Origin of the sequence: Paraburkholderia fynbosensis, assembly GCF_902859935.1 — a bacterium.
Lineage (GTDB): Bacteria > Pseudomonadota > Gammaproteobacteria > Burkholderiales > Burkholderiaceae > Paraburkholderia > Paraburkholderia fynbosensis.
This window is the reverse complement of record NZ_CADIKI010000005.1, coordinates 179,530-196,825: the sequence shown is the minus strand read 5'-3', so window position 1 is coordinate 196,825 and position 17,296 is coordinate 179,530. Positions and strand designations below refer to the sequence as shown.

At 61.8% G+C, this 17,296-nt stretch carries 11 protein-coding genes and 1 pseudogene; 8 read left to right on the top strand and 4 right to left on the bottom strand.

Annotation, left to right across the window (positions count from 1 at the left end; all coding sequences use genetic code 11):
• Nucleotides 1–150: 150 nt before the first annotated feature.
• Together HV770_RS10530 and HV770_RS10525 are read left to right on the top strand one after the other, a co-directional pair.
• On the top strand, nucleotides 151–1,008 hold the full coding sequence (locus HV770_RS10530) for an MBL fold metallo-hydrolase (protein ID WP_175159588.1): 858 nt from the start codon (nucleotides 151–153) through the stop codon (nucleotides 1,006–1,008).
• 334 nt (nucleotides 1,009–1,342) lie between these two features.
• A pseudogene (locus HV770_RS10525) lies at nucleotides 1,343–3,022 on the top strand (ABC-F family ATP-binding cassette domain-containing protein).
• A gap of 138 nt (nucleotides 3,023–3,160) precedes the next feature.
• On the opposite strand, the gene HV770_RS10520 reads toward HV770_RS10525, so the two are convergent.
• Nucleotides 3,161–4,222, bottom strand: a complete 1,062-nt coding sequence (locus HV770_RS10520; RefSeq protein ID WP_175159329.1) for a class I SAM-dependent methyltransferase — start codon at nucleotides 4,220–4,222, stop codon at nucleotides 3,161–3,163.
• A gap of 586 nt (nucleotides 4,223–4,808) precedes the next feature.
• Here HV770_RS10520 and acnB point away from each other — a divergent pair.
• Nucleotides 4,809–7,394: a bifunctional aconitate hydratase 2/2-methylisocitrate dehydratase gene (gene acnB, locus HV770_RS10515; RefSeq protein WP_175159328.1), complete on the top strand. Its 2,586-nt coding sequence runs from the start codon at nucleotides 4,809–4,811 to the stop codon at nucleotides 7,392–7,394.
• A 162-nt stretch (nucleotides 7,395–7,556) separates the two neighbouring features.
• Here acnB and HV770_RS10510 read toward each other — a convergent pair whose 3' ends face one another.
• Together HV770_RS10510 and HV770_RS10505 are read right to left on the bottom strand one after the other, a co-directional pair.
• Nucleotides 7,557–8,324, bottom strand: coding sequence for a carbonic anhydrase family protein (locus tag HV770_RS10510; RefSeq protein ID WP_175159327.1), 768 nt, complete (start codon nucleotides 8,322–8,324; stop codon nucleotides 7,557–7,559).
• A 205-nt stretch (nucleotides 8,325–8,529) separates the two neighbouring features.
• Nucleotides 8,530–10,308 carry an IlvD/Edd family dehydratase gene (locus tag HV770_RS10505; RefSeq protein WP_175159326.1) on the bottom strand — a complete coding sequence of 593 codons (1,779 nt, stop codon included), beginning with the start codon at nucleotides 10,306–10,308 and terminating at the stop codon, nucleotides 8,530–8,532.
• 532 nt (nucleotides 10,309–10,840) lie between these two features.
• On the opposite strand from HV770_RS10505, the gene HV770_RS10500 reads away from it, so the two are divergent.
• The 4 genes from HV770_RS10500 (at nucleotide 10,841) to HV770_RS10485 (ending at nucleotide 14,581) form a co-directional block, all read left to right on the top strand.
• Entirely contained in the window at nucleotides 10,841–11,707 is an 867-nt protein-coding gene (locus tag HV770_RS10500) for a GntR family transcriptional regulator (RefSeq protein ID WP_175159325.1), read from the top strand.
• Between the two features lie 71 nt (nucleotides 11,708–11,778).
• Nucleotides 11,779–12,831 (top strand): aromatic ring-hydroxylating dioxygenase subunit alpha, encoded by a 1,053-nt coding sequence (locus HV770_RS10495; protein WP_175159324.1) that lies wholly within the window; start codon nucleotides 11,779–11,781, stop codon nucleotides 12,829–12,831.
• Nucleotides 12,828–13,784, top strand: coding sequence for a PDR/VanB family oxidoreductase (locus HV770_RS10490; RefSeq protein WP_175159323.1), 957 nt, complete (start codon nucleotides 12,828–12,830; stop codon nucleotides 13,782–13,784). The genes HV770_RS10495 and HV770_RS10490 overlap by 4 nt, the downstream gene beginning before the upstream one ends.
• Before the next feature lie 293 nt (nucleotides 13,785–14,077).
• The gene (locus tag HV770_RS10485; RefSeq protein ID WP_175159322.1) at nucleotides 14,078–14,581 is read left to right on the top strand and encodes a hypothetical protein; all 504 of its coding nucleotides are present in this window, start codon (nucleotides 14,078–14,080) and stop codon (nucleotides 14,579–14,581) included.
• 701 nt (nucleotides 14,582–15,282) lie between these two features.
• On the opposite strand, the gene HV770_RS10480 is transcribed toward HV770_RS10485, so the two are convergent.
• Nucleotides 15,283–15,648: a hypothetical protein gene (locus tag HV770_RS10480; RefSeq protein ID WP_425497390.1), complete on the bottom strand. Its 366-nt coding sequence runs from the start codon at nucleotides 15,646–15,648 to the stop codon at nucleotides 15,283–15,285.
• Between the two features lie 428 nt (nucleotides 15,649–16,076).
• Here HV770_RS10480 and HV770_RS10475 point away from each other — a divergent pair, with 428 nt between their 5' ends.
• A complete protein-coding gene (locus HV770_RS10475; RefSeq protein WP_175159584.1) occupies nucleotides 16,077–17,285 on the top strand; it encodes a zinc-dependent alcohol dehydrogenase in 1,209 nt (402 codons plus the stop codon).
• Nucleotides 17,286–17,296 lie beyond the last annotated feature (11 nt).

The window sequence follows — 17,296 nt, the reverse complement described above, 5'->3', positions numbered from 1 at the left end:
TTCGGTGCAATGACGGCTCGGTCAAGAGGTAAAGCGCTACGAAGCTCGAGCCTCCGATTGCCTTCCGTTGCTCCGGTCGTCAGGGGGCGGTTGAAAGTTCTATCATGGGAACTGCGAGGTTGCGATGCGTTGTCAGAACCGGAGCATGGAATGAAGCCGCTACGCAATACGGACTCCGTCCCAGGGGAATGGTACATCGACACGGCGTGCATCAATTGCGGTGCATCGCGGCACGTCGCGCCTGGGCTGATCGCCGAACGAAACGACAAGAGCGTATTCGTTCGGCAGCCCGTCACGCCGGAAGAGCAGCTTGCTGCCTGGCGTGCGGTGTTCGTATGTCCTACGGCATCCGTACGCAGCGAAACGAAGCAGCCTCGTCCGCGCACCGCGGTCTTTCCGCAGCAGATCATAACGGGCGTGTGGCGCTGTGGGTTCAACGCTCGGTCGTCGTTTGGCGCACATTCTTATTTTGCCGCGCGGCCGGATGGCAACCTGCTGATCGACTCACCGCGGTATGCGGCGGAACTGGTGAAATGGTTTGACGCTTCGGGCGGTATTGCGCACATCCTTCTGTCGCATCGTGACGACGTCGCAGACGCAGACAAATACGCGCGCCAGTTTGGAGCTCGTGTGTGGATCCACCGCGAGGACAGTTCGGCTGCCCCATATGCTACGGATCTGCTCGACGACGGATCAGCACCGCGCATCGCGGCCGGCGTGTGCGCAATTCCGATGCCCGGGCACACTCGAGGTAGCGTGGTGTACCTGCTCGACGATTGCGTGCTCTTCTCGGGTGATTCACTTGCCTGGAGTCCGCGCGAGCAGGACCTAGTCGCGTTCAGGGATGCATGCTGGTACTCGTGGACCGAGCTCGCTGAATCGCTCGGCAAGTTGGCCGCGTATCGCTTCGAATGGCTGCTTCCTGGTCATGGCTGGCTTGCGCACTTGCCGGCCAAGGAAATGAGTGCTCGCTTGCTCGCGTTGGTTGCTCGTATGCGAAATGGTTGAAGTCACCGGAAGACCTCCCTCCGGCATGAGGTGCCTCGAATCCGTCAGCTTCTCACCCTGCAATGAGGTGGCAAGACTCGGCTGCGGATTCAACCGGTCGATGCAACCTTCCCGCTGCTCACGCAGCATCGATTGTGTTGCATCGACCGGTTGAATCCGCAGCCAAGATCCGTCATCCACCGCCAAGTTCGCTGGCCCCGCAGCCGGAAAGCCCGGTGCACCATGGCTTACCTCGCTTTGCCGGTGGGCGCCGCGAAGCGCAAGCGGATCAGAAAAGAAACAGCCCTGCACGTCCGGTCGGCTATCATGCCAATCCTCTTCGAAGTGGCTCCTTATGATTTCTGTCCGTAATCTCACGCTGCGCCGCGGCGTTAATGTCGTACTCGACCGCGCGTCCATCACATTCGGCCCCGGCGAAAAGATTGGTCTTGTCGGCCGCAATGGCGCCGGTAAATCGTCCTTCTTTGGCCTTCTCAACGGCACGCTGCACGAAGACAGCGGCGAGTTCTCGATTCCCGCTGCGTGGAAGATGGGCCAGGTCGCCCAGGAGATGCCGGAGACCGAGCAGAGCGCGACGGACTTCGTAATCGAGGGTGACACCATGCTGTTGGCCGCGCAGGCCGAAGCAGCCGCCGCCGAAGCCAGCGACGACGGCATGCGCATGGCCCACGCCTACATGGCCTTGCACGACGCCGGTGCACACGATGCCCCCGCACGTGCCCAGGCGCTGATCCTGGGCCTTGGCTTCAGTGCTGCGCAGCTTAGCCAGCCGGTCAACAGCTTCTCCGGCGGCTGGCGCATGCGACTGCAACTGGCGCGCGCGCTCATGTGCCCGTCCGACCTCCTGCTGCTCGACGAGCCGACCAACCACCTTGACCTCGACGCGCTGGTCTGGCTGGAAGCCTGGCTCAAACGCTATCAAGGAACCCTGGTAGTGATCAGCCACGATCGCGAATTCCTCGACGCGGTGACGCAGGTGACGGTGCACGTCGACAACGCCAAGCTCGTGCGTTACGGCGGCAACTACAGCAAGTTCGAAGACATGCGCGCCGAGCAGCTCGTATTGCAGCAGGCTGCAGTGGCCAGGCAGGCGGACAAGATCGCTCACCTGCAGAAATTCATCGACCGATTCAAGGCCAAGGCCTCGAAGGCGAAACAGGCGCAGAGCAGGGTCAAGGCGCTCGAACGAATGGAAAAGATCGCACCGGTGCTGGCCGATGCGGAGTTCAACTTCGAGTTCAAGGAGCCCCTCAACGTCCCGAACCCGCTGTTGTCGATGCTGGACACGAGCTTCGGCTACCCCGCGCCGACCGGCGCACCGTCGGGCACGCCGCCCACGGTCATCGTGCGGGGCATCAACCGTTCCGTGCTGGCCGGACAGCGAATCGGCATTCTCGGTGCCAACGGCCAGGGCAAGTCCACGCTGGTAAAGACGGTGGCGCACGCGCTGGCGCCGATTGCCGGCGAAATCAGCGAAGGCAAAGGCCTGAACATCGGCTACTTCGCCCAGCAGGAGCTCGACGTGCTGCGCCCGCTTGACACGCCGATGGAGCACATGATCCGCCTTGCCAGGGACACGCCTGCTCACATGCGCGCCCCCGGCCACAGTGGAACCGAACAATCGCTTCGCACCTTCCTCGGCACTTTCAACTTCAGTGGCGACACGGTCCATCAGGTGGTTAGCACGATGAGCGGCGGCGAAAAGGCGCGGCTCGTATTGTGCATGATCGTGTGACAGCGCCCGAACCTGCTGCTGCTCGACGAGCCTACCAACCACCTCGACCTGGCCACACGCGAAGCGCTAGCCATGGCGCTCAACGAATTTGAGGGCACGGTGATGCTGGTCAGTCACGACCGGGCCCTGCTGCGCGCGGTATGTGATGAGTTCTGGCTGGTCACCAAGGGCGGCGTCGAGCCCTTCGACGGCGATCTGGACGATTACCAGCAGTTCCTGCGCGACGAAGCCCGTCGCATGCGCGAGCAGGCTGCCGCAGAGCAGAAGGTCATCGCCTGAGTTAGCTCCAGGCGGGCGGCGGGCGTTGCATGGCAGGCGAAGCGCGGACGTTCGTCAACGTCTTCAGCATTGGTGCGGACAAGCGCGCTCCGACGACTTTGTGCCTCGCTCGCACGGTTTCCGGCAAGCAAACCATGTTCACGCCTGCGCCTGAAAAACCAGATTGAACGGCGTTTGCGTTGCGCGCCTGAAGCGCGTGAAGCCGCCAGCAGTCACGACTTCCCTGAGCCGCGCTTCGCCCGCCTGCGCGCCGAGCGCTCTTCTGCCTTCCTGTGATAACGATGCGCCTGTGCAGATCATCGTCGACGCAGAATAGAATACCCGTCCGACAGGATTGATATTGTCTTCGAGGCGGTCATTCGCGAACGGTTCCACGATCATCCACGATCCATCGGGTCGCAGCGTTTGCAGGACGTGTGCTGCTGCGCCCGTCGGGTCGCCCATATCGTGCAGGCAATCGAAGAATGCGACGAGGTCGTAGTCCTTTCCAGGATATTGCTGGGCGGTTGCGACTTCAAACGTGACGCGGTCGCCGAGGCCCGCGGCGTCGGCAAGTTCACGTGCTCTCTGCACGGACGGTTCGTGATAATCGAAGCCGATGAAAGCCGCGTTTGGGTATGCCTGAGCCATCAGTATCGTGGATGCGCCGTGGCCGCAGCCAACATCCGCGACTTTCGCGCCACGCCCCTTGAGAATCTCTTGTACTCCGTCGAGCGCGGGGATCCATTCATCGACGAGATGCGCTGCGTAGCCCGGACGAAAGAATCGTTCAGTACCCCGGAACAGCGATGGATGATGCTGATGCCAACCGACGCCCAAACCCGTGCGAAACGCGGCTTCGAGTTTCGGCAAGCTGCGGAACATCGCTTCAGCGCAGTCGCAGAAGCCGGGGATGAAAGTCGGGCTCGTTTCTTCGGCAAAGCACATCGCCATTTCATTGGCGAGCTGATAGCGGGCGGTCGAAGGGTCATAGTCAATGAAACCGGATGCAGCTTGCGCTGCGAGCCATTCGCGCACGTATCGTTCGGCGAGACCGGCGCGTTCGGCGACCTGCTCCGAGGTCATCCAGCCCTGCTCGGTCATCGCTTTATAGAGGCCGAGCCGGTCGCCGAGCGCGATCAGCGGCGCGCACGCCACTGCGCCGAACTCTCCAACCATACGCCCCATGAAGTCTTCCACTTTCTGTTGGTCGTATTGCATGTGCCACCTCACGCTACGAAGTCAGAATATATCTGACGAAAAAGGGCTGTCGTTCCTTGCAGTAAAACTAACGACCCCCCTTGCAGAGTATAGGTAGGCAATAGCAGCATGAAACGACAATGTATGGCGCATCAGGCTTCCCTCCATGCATGACGGCGCAACCTCGAGGACAAATTCCCGAAGTCCATGCGGCAGTACCACTCAACCACGCGGACATTCACGCCGCAGTGGTGAAGGACGACGATGGGTCCGGAAGACCCATTCATCCATGACGCATCCGACATTCACCGGCACCGGATTGCGAAGGTCAGCAAAGCGCCGGTGGATTCAACCGGCGTTGATGTCCGCCATCTTCTTACAAATTAATCACAAATAGCTCTCGTCAATACATTGTTTCCGAACTTGCAACCTCGCGAGACGTCTATCGGGATCGCGATTTGATTTGAGCGTCAACTCTTATATAAGACATAAGACATTTGACCGTGCAGGCGTATTGCAATTAGAATCGCGCTTGAGCAGTGTCCGGCACGGCCTTGGGCGTGCCGTAAAAGCCTTTCCCTGAAACGCAAATACCAGCAGGTCCCCCATGCTTGAAAATTTTCGTACTCACGTGGCCGCCCGCGCCGCGCTCGGCATTCCTCCCCTGCCGCTGACGGCTCAGCAGACCGCCGAACTGGTTGAACTCCTGACGAATCCGCCGGCCGGCGAAGAGCAGACCCTGCTCGACCTGATCACTAACCGCGTGCCCGCCGGCGTGGACGAAGCCGCTCGCGTGAAGGCCGGCTTCCTCGCCGCTGTGGCCAAAGGCCAGACCGCCTGCGCGCTGATCTCGCGCGCTCGCGCCACCGAACTGCTCGGCACGATGCTGGGCGGCTACAACATCCAGCCGCTGATCGAGCTGCTGTCCGATGCCGATGTGGCCACCGTGGCCGCCGAGGCGCTGAAGAAGACTCTCCTGATGTTCGACCAGTTCCACGACGTCAAGGAACTCGCGCAGAAGGGCAACGCCAACGCCCAGGCCGTGCTGCAAAGCTGGGCCGACGCCGAATGGTTCACCAGTCGTCCGGAAGTGCCGCAAAGCCTGACCATCACCGTTTTCAAGGTGACGGGTGAAACCAACACCGACGACCTGTCGCCGGCCCCGGACGCAACCACCCGTCCGGACATCCCGCTGCACGCGCTGGCGATGCTGAAGAACGCCCGTCCCGGTATCACTCCGGAAGAGGACGGCAAGCGTGGCCCGGTCAAGTTCATCGAGTCGCTGAAGGAAAAGGGCCACCTGGTCGCGTATGTGGGCGACGTGGTCGGCACCGGCTCCTCGCGCAAATCGGCCACCAATTCGGTGCTGTGGTTCACGGGTGAAGACATCCCGTTCATCCCCAACAAGCGCTTCGGCGGCGTGTGCCTGGGCAGCAAGATCGCCCCGATTTTCTACAACACGATGGAAGACGCCGGCGCTTTGCCGATCGAACTCGACGTGTCGAAGATGGACATGGGCGACGTGGTCGAACTGCGCCCGTACGAAGGCAAAGCCCTGAAGAACGGCGAAGTGATCGCCGAATTTCAGGTCAAGTCCGACGTGCTGTTCGATGAAGTGCGCGCGGGCGGCCGCATTCCCCTGATCATCGGCCGTGGTTTGACCGCCAAGGCGCGTGAAGCACTGGGCCTGGCTCCGTCGACCCTGTTCCGCCTGCCGCAGCAGCCGGCCAACAGCGGCAAGGGTTTCTCGCTGGCCCAGAAGATGGTCGGCCGCGCCTGCGGCCTGCCGGAAGGCGAGGGCGTGCGCCCCGGCACATACTGCGAACCGAAGATGACCTCGGTCGGCTCGCAGGACACCACGGGCCCGATGACCCGCGACGAACTCAAGGACCTGGCGTGCCTGGGATTTTCGGCCGACCTCGTCATGCAGTCGTTCTGCCACACCGCCGCCTACCCGAAGCCGGTGGACGTCAAGACCCACCAGACCTTGCCGAACTTCATCAGCACCCGTGGCGGCATTGCGCTGCGCCCGGGTGACGGCGTGATCCACTCGTGGCTGAACCGCATGCTGCTGCCCGACACCGTGGGCACCGGCGGCGATTCGCACACGCGCTTCCCGATCGGCATCAGTTTCCCGGCCGGTTCGGGCCTCGTCGCCTTTGCGGCCGCCACCGGTACGATGCCGCTGGACATGCCGGAATCGGTGCTGGTCCGCTTCAAGGGCAAAATGCAGCCGGGCGTGACCCTGCGCGACCTGGTCAACGCGATTCCCTTGTACGCCATCAAGCAAGGCATGCTGACGGTTGCCAAACAAGGCAAGAAGAACATCTTCTCGGGCCGTATTCTCGAAATCGAAGGCCTGCCCGAGCTGAAGGTCGAGCAAGCATTCGAATTGTCGGATGCTTCCGCAGAACGCTCGGCCGCCGGTTGTACGGTCCACCTGAACAAGGAGCCGATCATCGAGTACCTCAACAGCAACGTCACGCTGCTGAAGTGGATGATCGCCGAAGGCTACCAGGACCCGCGCAGCCTGGAGCGCCGCATCAAGGCGATGGAGCAGTGGCTGGCCGACCCGCAACTGCTGGCGCCGGATGCCGACGCCGAGTACGCCGCCGTCATCGAGATCGACCTGGCCGACATCCACGAGCCGATCGTGGCCTGCCCGAATGATCCGGACGACGTGAAGACGCTGTCGGACGTGGCCGGTGCCAAGATCGACGAAGTGTTCATTGGCTCGTGCATGACCAACATCGGACACTTCCGTGCCGCGTCGAAGCTGCTCGAAGGTAAGCGCGACATCCCGGTCAAGCTGTGGGTGGCCCCGCCGACCAAGATGGACCAGAAGCAGCTGACCGAGGAAGGCCACTACGGCGTGTTCGGCACAGCCGGTGCCCGTACCGAAATGCCGGGCTGCTCGCTGTGCATGGGCAACCAGGCACAGGTGCGCGAAGGCGCGACGGTCATGTCGACCTCGACCCGTAACTTCCCGAACCGCCTGGGCAAGAACACCAACGTGTACCTCGGCTCGGCGGAACTGGCGGCGATCTGCTCGCGTCTGGGCAAGATTCCGACCCGGGAGGAGTACATGGCCGACATGGGCGTGCTCACCGCCAACAGCGACAAGATCTACCAGTACATGAACTTCGACCAGATCGAAGACTTCAAGGAAGTGGCCGACACCGTCGAGATGTAAGCGTGCTGTCGGGCTACGGCGTGTCGGTCGCGTCGTAGCACCACACAATGGCGCTGCAGGCTGAACGTCTGCAGCGCCATTTTTTTGTTGCGGCGCCGAGTGGTATCTCCTGGCAGGCTTCGAGAAGGAATATCGCCGCCGTGCCTTTCCTGGTTTCTAATGTCAGGTCATGAACTCGACTTTCCCGTTGTTCAGGTGATACATCGCACCTACCATCTTTATCTTTCCATCCCTTTCCATCGACGCCAGGATTTCGCTGCGTTTGCGTAGGTCGTCGATCGTGTTCTGGACATTCGCTCTTGCAACCTTGTCGACGAATTCAATGTTGCTTCCCGTGCGTTTCCCTTCATATTGTGTGGCATCGATGGCAGGCTTTATCTTCGCCAGCAAGCCGGTCAGATTGCCGAGCTGGACGTTGTCGATAGCGCCCTTGATCGCGCCGCAATCCGTATGACCCATGACCAGCACGAGCTTGGCTCCGGCTGCGGCGCACGCGAATTCGAGGCTTCCGGCCAGATCCTCATTGGCAATATTGCCCGCGATACGTGCATTGAAGGTATCGCCGATGCCGGAATCGAGGATGAGTTCTGCGGGTGTGCGGGAGTCGATACAACTGAGAATGACAGCGGCGGGGAACTGGCCACCGGCGCTAGCCCGTTTCTGCGCGAGATAGTCGTGCCGATGCGCGGTTCCCGAGCGAAAACGTTCGTTGCCTTTCTTCATGCTTTCGATGATCTGATCGGGCGTCAGACTGTCACGCTCTTTTTGCGTGAGTGCCGCGGCCAGGGAGACAGACGACACCGAGAGCCCGGCGGTGCCAACCGCTGCGGCAAGTGCGACGCCGAGGCCTGTTTTCAGCGCTGTACGTCGGCCTCTTTGAATGGAATGTGAGGAATCGGGACAGGTGCAGTGACGAAACTCGCAAGCCATGATCTGTTCTCCATTGGACCGGCTATTGGGTGTTCAGTCTATGTTGTGTTCCTCACAATTCATAGGCGCTGCTGCGGGGGGCGGGCGGGGAGGGCACGCGGGCTCGACGGTTTGCCGCTCCCGAGCCGCGAAAAATGCCTTAAAGCAACGCAGCAGCGAAAATCGAGACTCGGAGTGACAAGCTGGCGCGTCAAGGCACCGCGCACTATCGCGGCACACTCACCGTCATGTGCGGCGCTTGCAAAAAATCGAAATCGCAACCTTCATCCGCCTGAGTGACCGAGCGCAAAAACAGCTTGCGATAGCCGCGTTCGTTCGTCTCGGTCGCGACCGGCGGCAACGCGGCGAGACGTTCGGCGATCTGCGCGTCGTCCATTTCGAGCGCGACGACGCGTTGCGCCACGCTCAGACGGATGCGGTCACCGCTACGCACGATCGCGAGCGGGCCGCCGACGGCTGCCTCGGGCGTGACATGCAGCACGATCGTCCCTGCGGCGGTGCCGCTCATGCGGCCATCCGAGATTCGCACCATGTCCTTCACACCCTGCCGCGCCAGCTTCTTCGGAATCGGAATGTACCCGGCCTCCGGCATGCCGGGTGCGCCGACCGGCCCGATCCGCTTGAGCACGAGCACGTCGTCGGCATGCACGTCGAGGTCGGGATCGTCGATGCGGCGCGCGAGATCCTCGGCATCTTCGAAGACGACCGCCCGCCCGCTATGTTCCATCAACGCCGGATTGGCCGCGGACTGCTTGATGATCGCGCCACGCGGCGCCAGATTGCCGCTCAGTACCGCGATGCCGCCTTCGGGGTAGATCGGGTTCTGCATTGAACGCACGATGTCCTGCGGGAAGTCGGCGGGCGCGGCGTCCAGTTCCTCGCCCAAGGTGCGTCCGGTCACGGTGAGCGCATCGAGATGCAGCAGATGGCGCATGCGCCGCATCACAGTCGTCAGGCCGCCCGCGCGATGCAGGTCCTCCATGTAGTGCTGTCCAGAGGGCTTCAGATCGACGAGTACGGGCGTCTGCCGTGCAATATGGTCGAGCCGTTGCAGATCGAGACGAATGCCGAGCCTGCCGGCGATGGCCGTCAAATGGATGATGCCGTTGGTCGAACCGCCGGTAGCCAGCAGCACGCGCAATGCGTTTTCGACAGCTTGCGGCGTCAGGATTTTTTGCGGCGTAAGCTGCGCGCCGATCATCGCGACGGCCTGCTGACCGGTTTTTTCGGCGATCCGCATGCGCTCGGCGCTCACCGCCGGCGGCGTTGCGCCGCCCGGCAGCATGATCCCCATTGCTTCGGCGATGCAGGCCATGGTGCTCGCCGTGCCCATCACCGAGCAGGTGCCGACCGTCGCGACCAGCTGGTTGTTCACCGCGTCGATCTCGGCCGCATCGATCTGGTCGCCGCGAAAGTTCGCCCAGAAGCGGCGGCAATCGGTGCAGGCGCCGACCCGCTCGCCGCGATGCGAGCCGGTGAGCATCGGGCCGGTGACGAGCTGGATCGCCGGCACATTCGCGGCGGCGGCGCCCATCAGCTGCGCGGGCACCGTCTTGTCGCAGCCGCCGATCAGCACGACCGCGTCCATCGGCTGCGCGCGGATCATCTCTTCGGTGTCCATCGACATCAGATTGCGCAGATACATGCTGGTCGGATGCGAGAAGCTTTCCGCGATCGAGATGGTCGGAAATTCGACGGGCAGACCGCCGGCAAGCATGACGCCGCGCTTGATCGCCTCGATCAGTTGAGGCGCGTTGCCGTGACACGGGTTGTACGCGCTCCCCGTATTGGCGATTGCGACGATCGGGCGCGAGAGGACGTCGTCCGTGTAGCCGGCGCCTTTGATGAAAGCTTTGCGAAGGAAAAGCGCGAAGCCCTCGTCACCGTAGTTCGTGAGGCCCTGGCGCAGGCCGCTGGAAGAACGCGCGGCTGCGGGCGTATCGGGTTGATCGGCGGACGGATCGGACTGGCAGTTGTGCGTCATGATGGGCGTCATTCACTGAGTAAGGTTGCCACTCGGCGGCAACGGGTTGGGACGGCAACGCGACCGGGGTCAGCGCATGACCGGCACAGAAAAAGCGCAGTACATTGTCGCGCGTCAGTTCCGCCATCTTCAAGTGTGTTTCATGCGTTGCGCTCGCGATGTGCGGTGTGAGCACGACGCTGTCTCGTCCTAGCAAGCAGGGGTGGTCCGATTCCGGTAGAACGCTCTGGACGCTCGGTCGTTGGTCGCGGTAAATCGGGTAGGGAGAGTCTTCCTGCCAGCGGCGACGTCGGTGAGTTCGTGCAGGAGCTCGCTGTAAAGGCGCATGCGTGGCCTTTGCACCGGTGTGGCTGTCGATCTTCCGCGCATCGAATAATGAGCAAGATCACCATATCTTTGTATACAGCATGATCGACTTTGGGCTCCAATTCTAAGTAATTACCCTCGGAAATGGCGATTAAACGTGTGTAAATGCCTCACGATCCAAATTGTATGCATACAATTGACCCGTGCAAGTTACTGACCCCTCCTCATGACCCAGCGCCGCCTCATACCCGTTTCGCCGCCTGACCTCGACGCAAATGCAGCCGTCGGCAATGCCGCGGCAAGACAACCTGCGGGCGAAGACGGGCCGCACGAGACGAACGCACATCGCGCCCGAGCGCCCGGCGCAGCGTCGCAAACGGAACGCGCGCTGCTCGGCTTGCGCGAACTGATCGTCGAAGGTCACCTGGTTGCCGGTGCGCGGATTTCGGAACTGTGGGTGGTCGACCGTCTTGGCGTGTCGCGCACGCCGGTGCGCGCCGCATTGAATCGGCTGGAAGAAGAAGGCCTGCTCGAACCGATCGCGTCGGGCGGCTTCGCGGTTCGTTCGTTCACGGTCGAAGACATCGGCGATTCGATCGAATTGCGCGGCACGCTGGAAGGCCTGGCCGCGCGGCTCGCGGCCGAACGCGGCGTGGATGCCGTCCAACTGCAAAAACTGCATGCCTGTATCGATGAAATCGACGTGATCCTCGCCGGCGAACTCACCGACGACGCGTTCTCGGCCTACGTCGATGCGAACCGGCGCCTGCACGCGCTACTCGCCGCGGCGAGCAACAGCAGTGTGATCGAACGTCAGATCGAGCGGGTCATGACGATGCCGTTCGCCTCGCCGAGCGCCTTCGTCATGGCGCAATCGATCGATGCCAGCGCGCGCGACATGCTGCGAATCGCGCAGTCGCAGCATCGCGCGGTCGTCGAGTCGATCGAACGGCGTGAGGGCGCACGTGCCGAGGCGCTCATGCGCGAGCATGCCCGCATTGCACAGCGCAACCTGCATGCTGCGCTCGAAAACCAGAATGCGATGACGCAGGTTCCTGGCGGAAAGTTGATCCGCCTGCCGATCGGGCGTTAGACGCTGCGCCGGAACACGGCGGATAGATTACACGTCCGGATCACGAAATCAGTATAACTAAGGAGATAGGAATGTTTTTGAAGAATGCGTGGTACGTCGCCTGCACGCCTGACGAAATCGACGGTAAGCCGCTGGGTCGGACGATCTGCAACGAGAAAATGGTGCTGTTCCGCGGCGACGAAGGCAAGGTCGCGGCACTCGAAGATTTCTGCCCGCATCGCGGCGCGGCGCTGTCGCTGGGGTTTCTGCGCGACGGCCAGCTCGTTTGCGGCTACCACGGTCTCGTGATGGGCACCGACGGCAAATGCAAAGCGATGCCCGCGCAGCGTGTGGGCGGTATTCCGGCGATTCGCCGCTATCCGGCCGTCGAGCGCTACGGCTTCATCTGGGTTTGGCCGGGCGAAGAGGCGCTCGCCGATCCGGCAAAGATCCATCATCTCGAATGGGCCGACAATCCCGAGTGGGCCTATGGCGGCGGCCTGTATCACATCAACTGCGATTACCGGCTGATGATCGATAACCTGATGGACCTGACGCACGAGACCTATGTGCACGCAAGCAGCATTGGCCAGCCCGAGATCGAGGAAGCGCCGCCCGCCACACGCGTGGAAGGCGATACGGTAGTCACCGGACGCCACATGCAGAACATCATGCCGCCACCGTTCTGGGCTGCGGCACTGCGCGGCAACGGCCTCGCGGACAACGTGCCGTGCGACCGCTGGCAGATCTGTCGCTTCACGCCGCCGAGTCATGTGCTGATCGAAGTCGGCGTCGCGCACGCGGGGCACGGCGGCTACGACGCGCCGGCGGAGTATCGCGCCGGCAGTATCGTCGTCGATTTCATCACGCCGGAAACCGACACGTCGATCTGGTACTTCTGGGGTATGGCACGCAACTTTGCGCCGCAGGACGCAACGCTCACCCAAACGATTCGCGAAGGGCAGGGCAAGATTTTCTCTGAAGACCTCGCCGTGCTCGAGGCGCAGCAGCGCAATCTGCTCGCCAATCCGCATCGAAAGATTCTCAGCCTGAACATCGACGCGGGTGGCGTGCAGTCGCGCAAGATCATCGAACGTCTGCTGAAAGAAGAGCGCGACGCCACGCAGGAGGTGAGCGCGTCATGAAGGTTCAGCTTATCCGCAAGACTGAAGTGGCGCGCGACATCGTGTCGTTAGAATTCGCCGATCCCGCCGGCGCGGCTTTGCCCGCGTTTTCGGCCGGCGCCCATATTGACGTGATGCCCGCCGACGGCTTCGTGCGTCAGTATTCGCTGTGCAACGATCCGCGCGAAACGCACCGCTACGTGTTGGGCGTGCTGCGTGAGCCGTGCTCGCGTGGCGGCTCCACGGCGATGCATGCATTGCGCGAAGGTGCGCTCCTCGATATCAGCGAGCCCAGGAATCACTTTCCGCTCGCGCTTGATGCCGCTCATTCGATTCTGTTGGCGGGCGGCATCGGCGTGACGCCGATTCTATGCATGGCCGAGGGGCTCGCGCATGCGCGAGCCTCGTTCGAACTACACTACTGCACGCGCGAGCCCGAACGAGCGGCGTTTCGCGAGCGTTTCGCCGCGCCGCATCTGAAGCCGCACAGCCGGTTGTATTTCGACACTGCGCCGGCCACCGGGCGGCTCGATCTCGAACGCGTGTTGGCGGCGCCCGCCGCCGACCGGCATGTGTACGTGTGTGGTCCCGCAGGTTTCATCGACTTCGTGCTCGATGCGGCGCGGCGGCTCGGCTGGCACAGCGAGAACGTGCATCGCGAGTATTTCGGCGCTCCCGCGGCGAATGCGGCGGCGCATGACAGCGACGGTCCTTTCCAGGTGCGGCTCGCAAGCAGTGGCCGTGTCGTCGACGTGGCCGCGACGCAGACTATCGCAGGAGCGTTGGAAAAGGCCGGCATCGCCATCGCGACTTCCTGCGAGCAGGGTGTCTGCGGCACGTGTCTCACGCGCGTGCTGGAGGGCGAGCCGGATCATCGCGACGTGTATCTGACCGACGAAGAACGCGCCGCGAACGATCAACTGCTGCCCTGTTGTTCGCGTTCGAAGTCGCCGTTGCTGGTGCTCGATTTATAACGTCACTTCAGCGTCATGACGGCGCCACGGCCACCGATACTGAGTGGGGGCGACGCATGCAAATTTGACCGGAAAAAATACCGCTGCAAGCGTTCGACATTAAAGCACGTGAGGAGCGGCCCGAGACCGGTGTCAGGCGCTGGCGCCCAGGAGCGGTAATTGCTGAGCGCGGGTTGGCCCCATTGTCAGGCCCAAGGGGTCCGCCTCTACAATCAGTCCTCGTCGCCGCGCCTTTCACAATTTGTCGAATACGGCATGGATCACCCACCTGCAATTCGAGAGGAGCCAAAAAAATGAAGTTCCTATTGCGCTTCTTTACGATCGTGCATGGGCTGATGGCTGTTCTCTTCACCGGCGCGGCGCTGATGTTGATTGCCATTGCTGCTCGCATCGGATCGATTGCATTTGCGAGTCGATGGGACCAGACAAGCGCGCAATCCATCATTGAAGCTTTGGGACTGCTGGCTGGGGCCGTTGTCGCCTTGCAGATCGCCGAGACCATCATAGAGGAAGAGGTCATACGCGAGGCTGACGTTAGCGCGCCGACGCGGGTACGACGTTTCATGTCGCGATTCCTGGTGGTTGTCGTCGTCGCGCTTGCCATCGAAGGGCTCGTGGCAACGTTCAAAGCGCTACATCATGATCCATCGCAGCTTTGGTATGCTGCCGGGCTGATTGCTTCGACAGCCTTGCTCCTTGCCGCCTGGGGGCTGTTTGTCCGCCTGAATCGGTCTGCGGAAGAGTTAGAGCCGGAGGCCATGGCGGACGCGAAACGCGAAGACACGAAGCTGCAATAGTTCAGTGCCGAATGCGGCGCCCGCACGCCCGCCGTGACACGAAGCGCCTGATTCGTACGGGTACGTGGATCCTTCGGCCGGTACAACAATCGAAGAACTGGTTAAGGAGCGCCCGGCGAGGTTGGAACTGGATGAGCGCACGAAGTCCGCCGCGCGCGCTCGCGGCCGCTTCCTGACAGAAGCACGCCTTGTCACTGACCGCGGCTTCGCGCAGCGCTGCGGCAAGCGCTGTCACTAACGCATGCGGCCCCGGACGAGCCTCGATCTTCTTTGCCAATTCAAAGTCGCCAAGCTCTTTGGTTTGGAGCCGCCAGGTAGGCGGCACAGGCACGAGTTAGTTTGACATCGCCCGAGGTTTTTCAGTTGTCTTTGAGTCTGCACTTCAAATAACTCTACGTAGAATTTGCGTTGCCTTCGCGGGTTCCGGGCGCGTTGTGTCTATCGCATCGCTGCGGATCGAGCGTTTCCGGTGCTGCCTTCGCAACCGGAAAACTCACTGACTCCATCTTCAGCAGATAACGCCTGTCGATCACAGCAGGTCCATCCGACGTAACCACCTGCTAGTCAGCGCAGTTATTCAGGATCTCGCCGTTCACCAGTGGTGCCCTGAAATGACCGCCCGTGATCGGCATCCAGCTGTTGCTCTCGCACACCTGTCTCTAGCGTCTATTCGATCCATTGACGATCACGTATCGTGCAGCTCACGCCTCCTCATCCTTTTTGGCGTGCGGCTGTTTGCCCGTTTCCGGTTCGAGATCAGGGTCGAGATGGTCGTGCTCCGGAACGTACGGACCTTCGTCCGGATGTTCCTTGCGTTTGGGCACCATCGTTTCGTCCATGTTGCCGTGCGCGCGTTGCTCGACGGCGCCGTCGGGCCTGAGCTTCACATCTCCGTCACCGGTCCTTTGCCGTCGCTGATCTGCTCGTTCGACGGGATCGGAAGGTTCGTGATTCATATCGTTCTCCTTGACATGTGGTGGCGTCGGTTGCCTCGGTGCTGTTTCTTGGCGCTTCTTCGTTGTCTTGTCTGCGAACTCTTGTCGACGAGCAAGGCGAATGCCCGTCATGCCAGCGCGCCATCACGCAAAAGCTGGCCGTTAAAGACATACGTTTGCTGGAACGGTCGATGCTGCATCCCTGCATGCGCGTCAATTCCACCCGCTCATGCAAGGCGACCCTGATATCGACGTGCAAAGGCGCAAAAATCGCTTGCTATCCCGCCGACAAGGTAAGTCTGCTGGGCACCGCAAAGGGGGAACGGAGCTGACAGTGAAGTTCTCGCTGCGATGGACAATCTGCCAACAGGAATACAGCTGTCCCGCCGAGGTCTCGAAAGGGCCCGGTAACGAATAAGCGGAGCGCAATAGGCGGAGCGGTGCGCGGTGAGCGCATCGAAATTTTTACAACGCATGTCTCCGCGAGCATGAAGCGAAATAAAGCGAAACAAACCGAACGGCGAGAGTCTCGAACAATGTGTGATTGAAGGAGGTGAATGATGAAGGCAGTGGTCTTTCACGGCGTGGGAGACATTCGTCTCGACAACGTTCCGGAACCCAAACTTCAGCAACCGACCGACGCGCTGGTAAGTCTTACGTCGAGTGCAATTTGCGGCACCGATCTGCACATGGTGCGCGGCACGCTCGGCGACATGGTGCCGGGTACCATCCTCGGTCACGAAGGCATTGGGATAATCGAGGAAGTGGGGCGCTCGGTGCGTAATCTTCGCAAGCACGACCGGGTGCTGATCCCATCCACCATCTCCTGCGGGTTCTGCTCGTATTGCCGGGCAGGCTATACCGCGCAGTGCGATACGGCGAACCCGAACGGCGCGGCCGCGGGCACCGCGTTTTTCGGTGGCCCCAAAATGACCGGCCCGTTCCAGGGCTTGCAGGCACAGTACGCACGCACGCCGCTCGCGAGCGCGAGCCTGATCCGCCTGCCCGACGAAATCGATGACGATCGAGCAATTCTGCTCTCCGACATCTTTCCGACCGGCTATTTCGGCGCACAGCTCGCCGGTGTGCGAACTGCCGATACCGTCGCGGTGTTCGGCGCGGGGCCGGTCGGTCAATTCGCGATCGCGAGCGCGAAACTGATGGGCGCAGGCCGCGTAATCGCGGTGGACCGGATCGCGTCCCGGCTCGACATGGCGCGCGCACAAGGTGCCGAGGTCATCAACTTCGACGAGGAAGATCCTGTCGACATCATCCTGCAACTTACGGGTGGCATTGGCGTGGACCGCGTGATCGACGCCGTGGGCATTGACGCGGTACGGGCGGAACGCGGACCGGCGGCGGAGAAAGAGAAAGATCAGCAGCAGGCTTTCGACGCGGAGGTCAAGGAGATCGCGCCGCAAGCCACACCGGACGGCGACAACTGGCGGCCAGGCAGCGGGCCATCGCAGGTATTGTCGTGGGCCGTGCGGGCGGCGGCGAAGGCGGGGACGGTGTCGATCATCGGCGTATATCCGCAAACGGACCGAACGTTTCCTATCGGCGAGGCGATGAACCGCAATCTCGTCCTCCGCATGGGCAACTGCAATCATCGGGCGATTACGCCGCATCTGATCGAACTCGTACGCAACGGTTCGTTCGATCCGCTCGGCGTGCTGACGCAATGCGAGCCGATCACGGATGCAATCGAGGCCTACCGCGCGTTCGACCGGCGTGAGCCGGGCTGGATCAAGGTCAAGCTCGAACCGTAGCCGGATCCGTG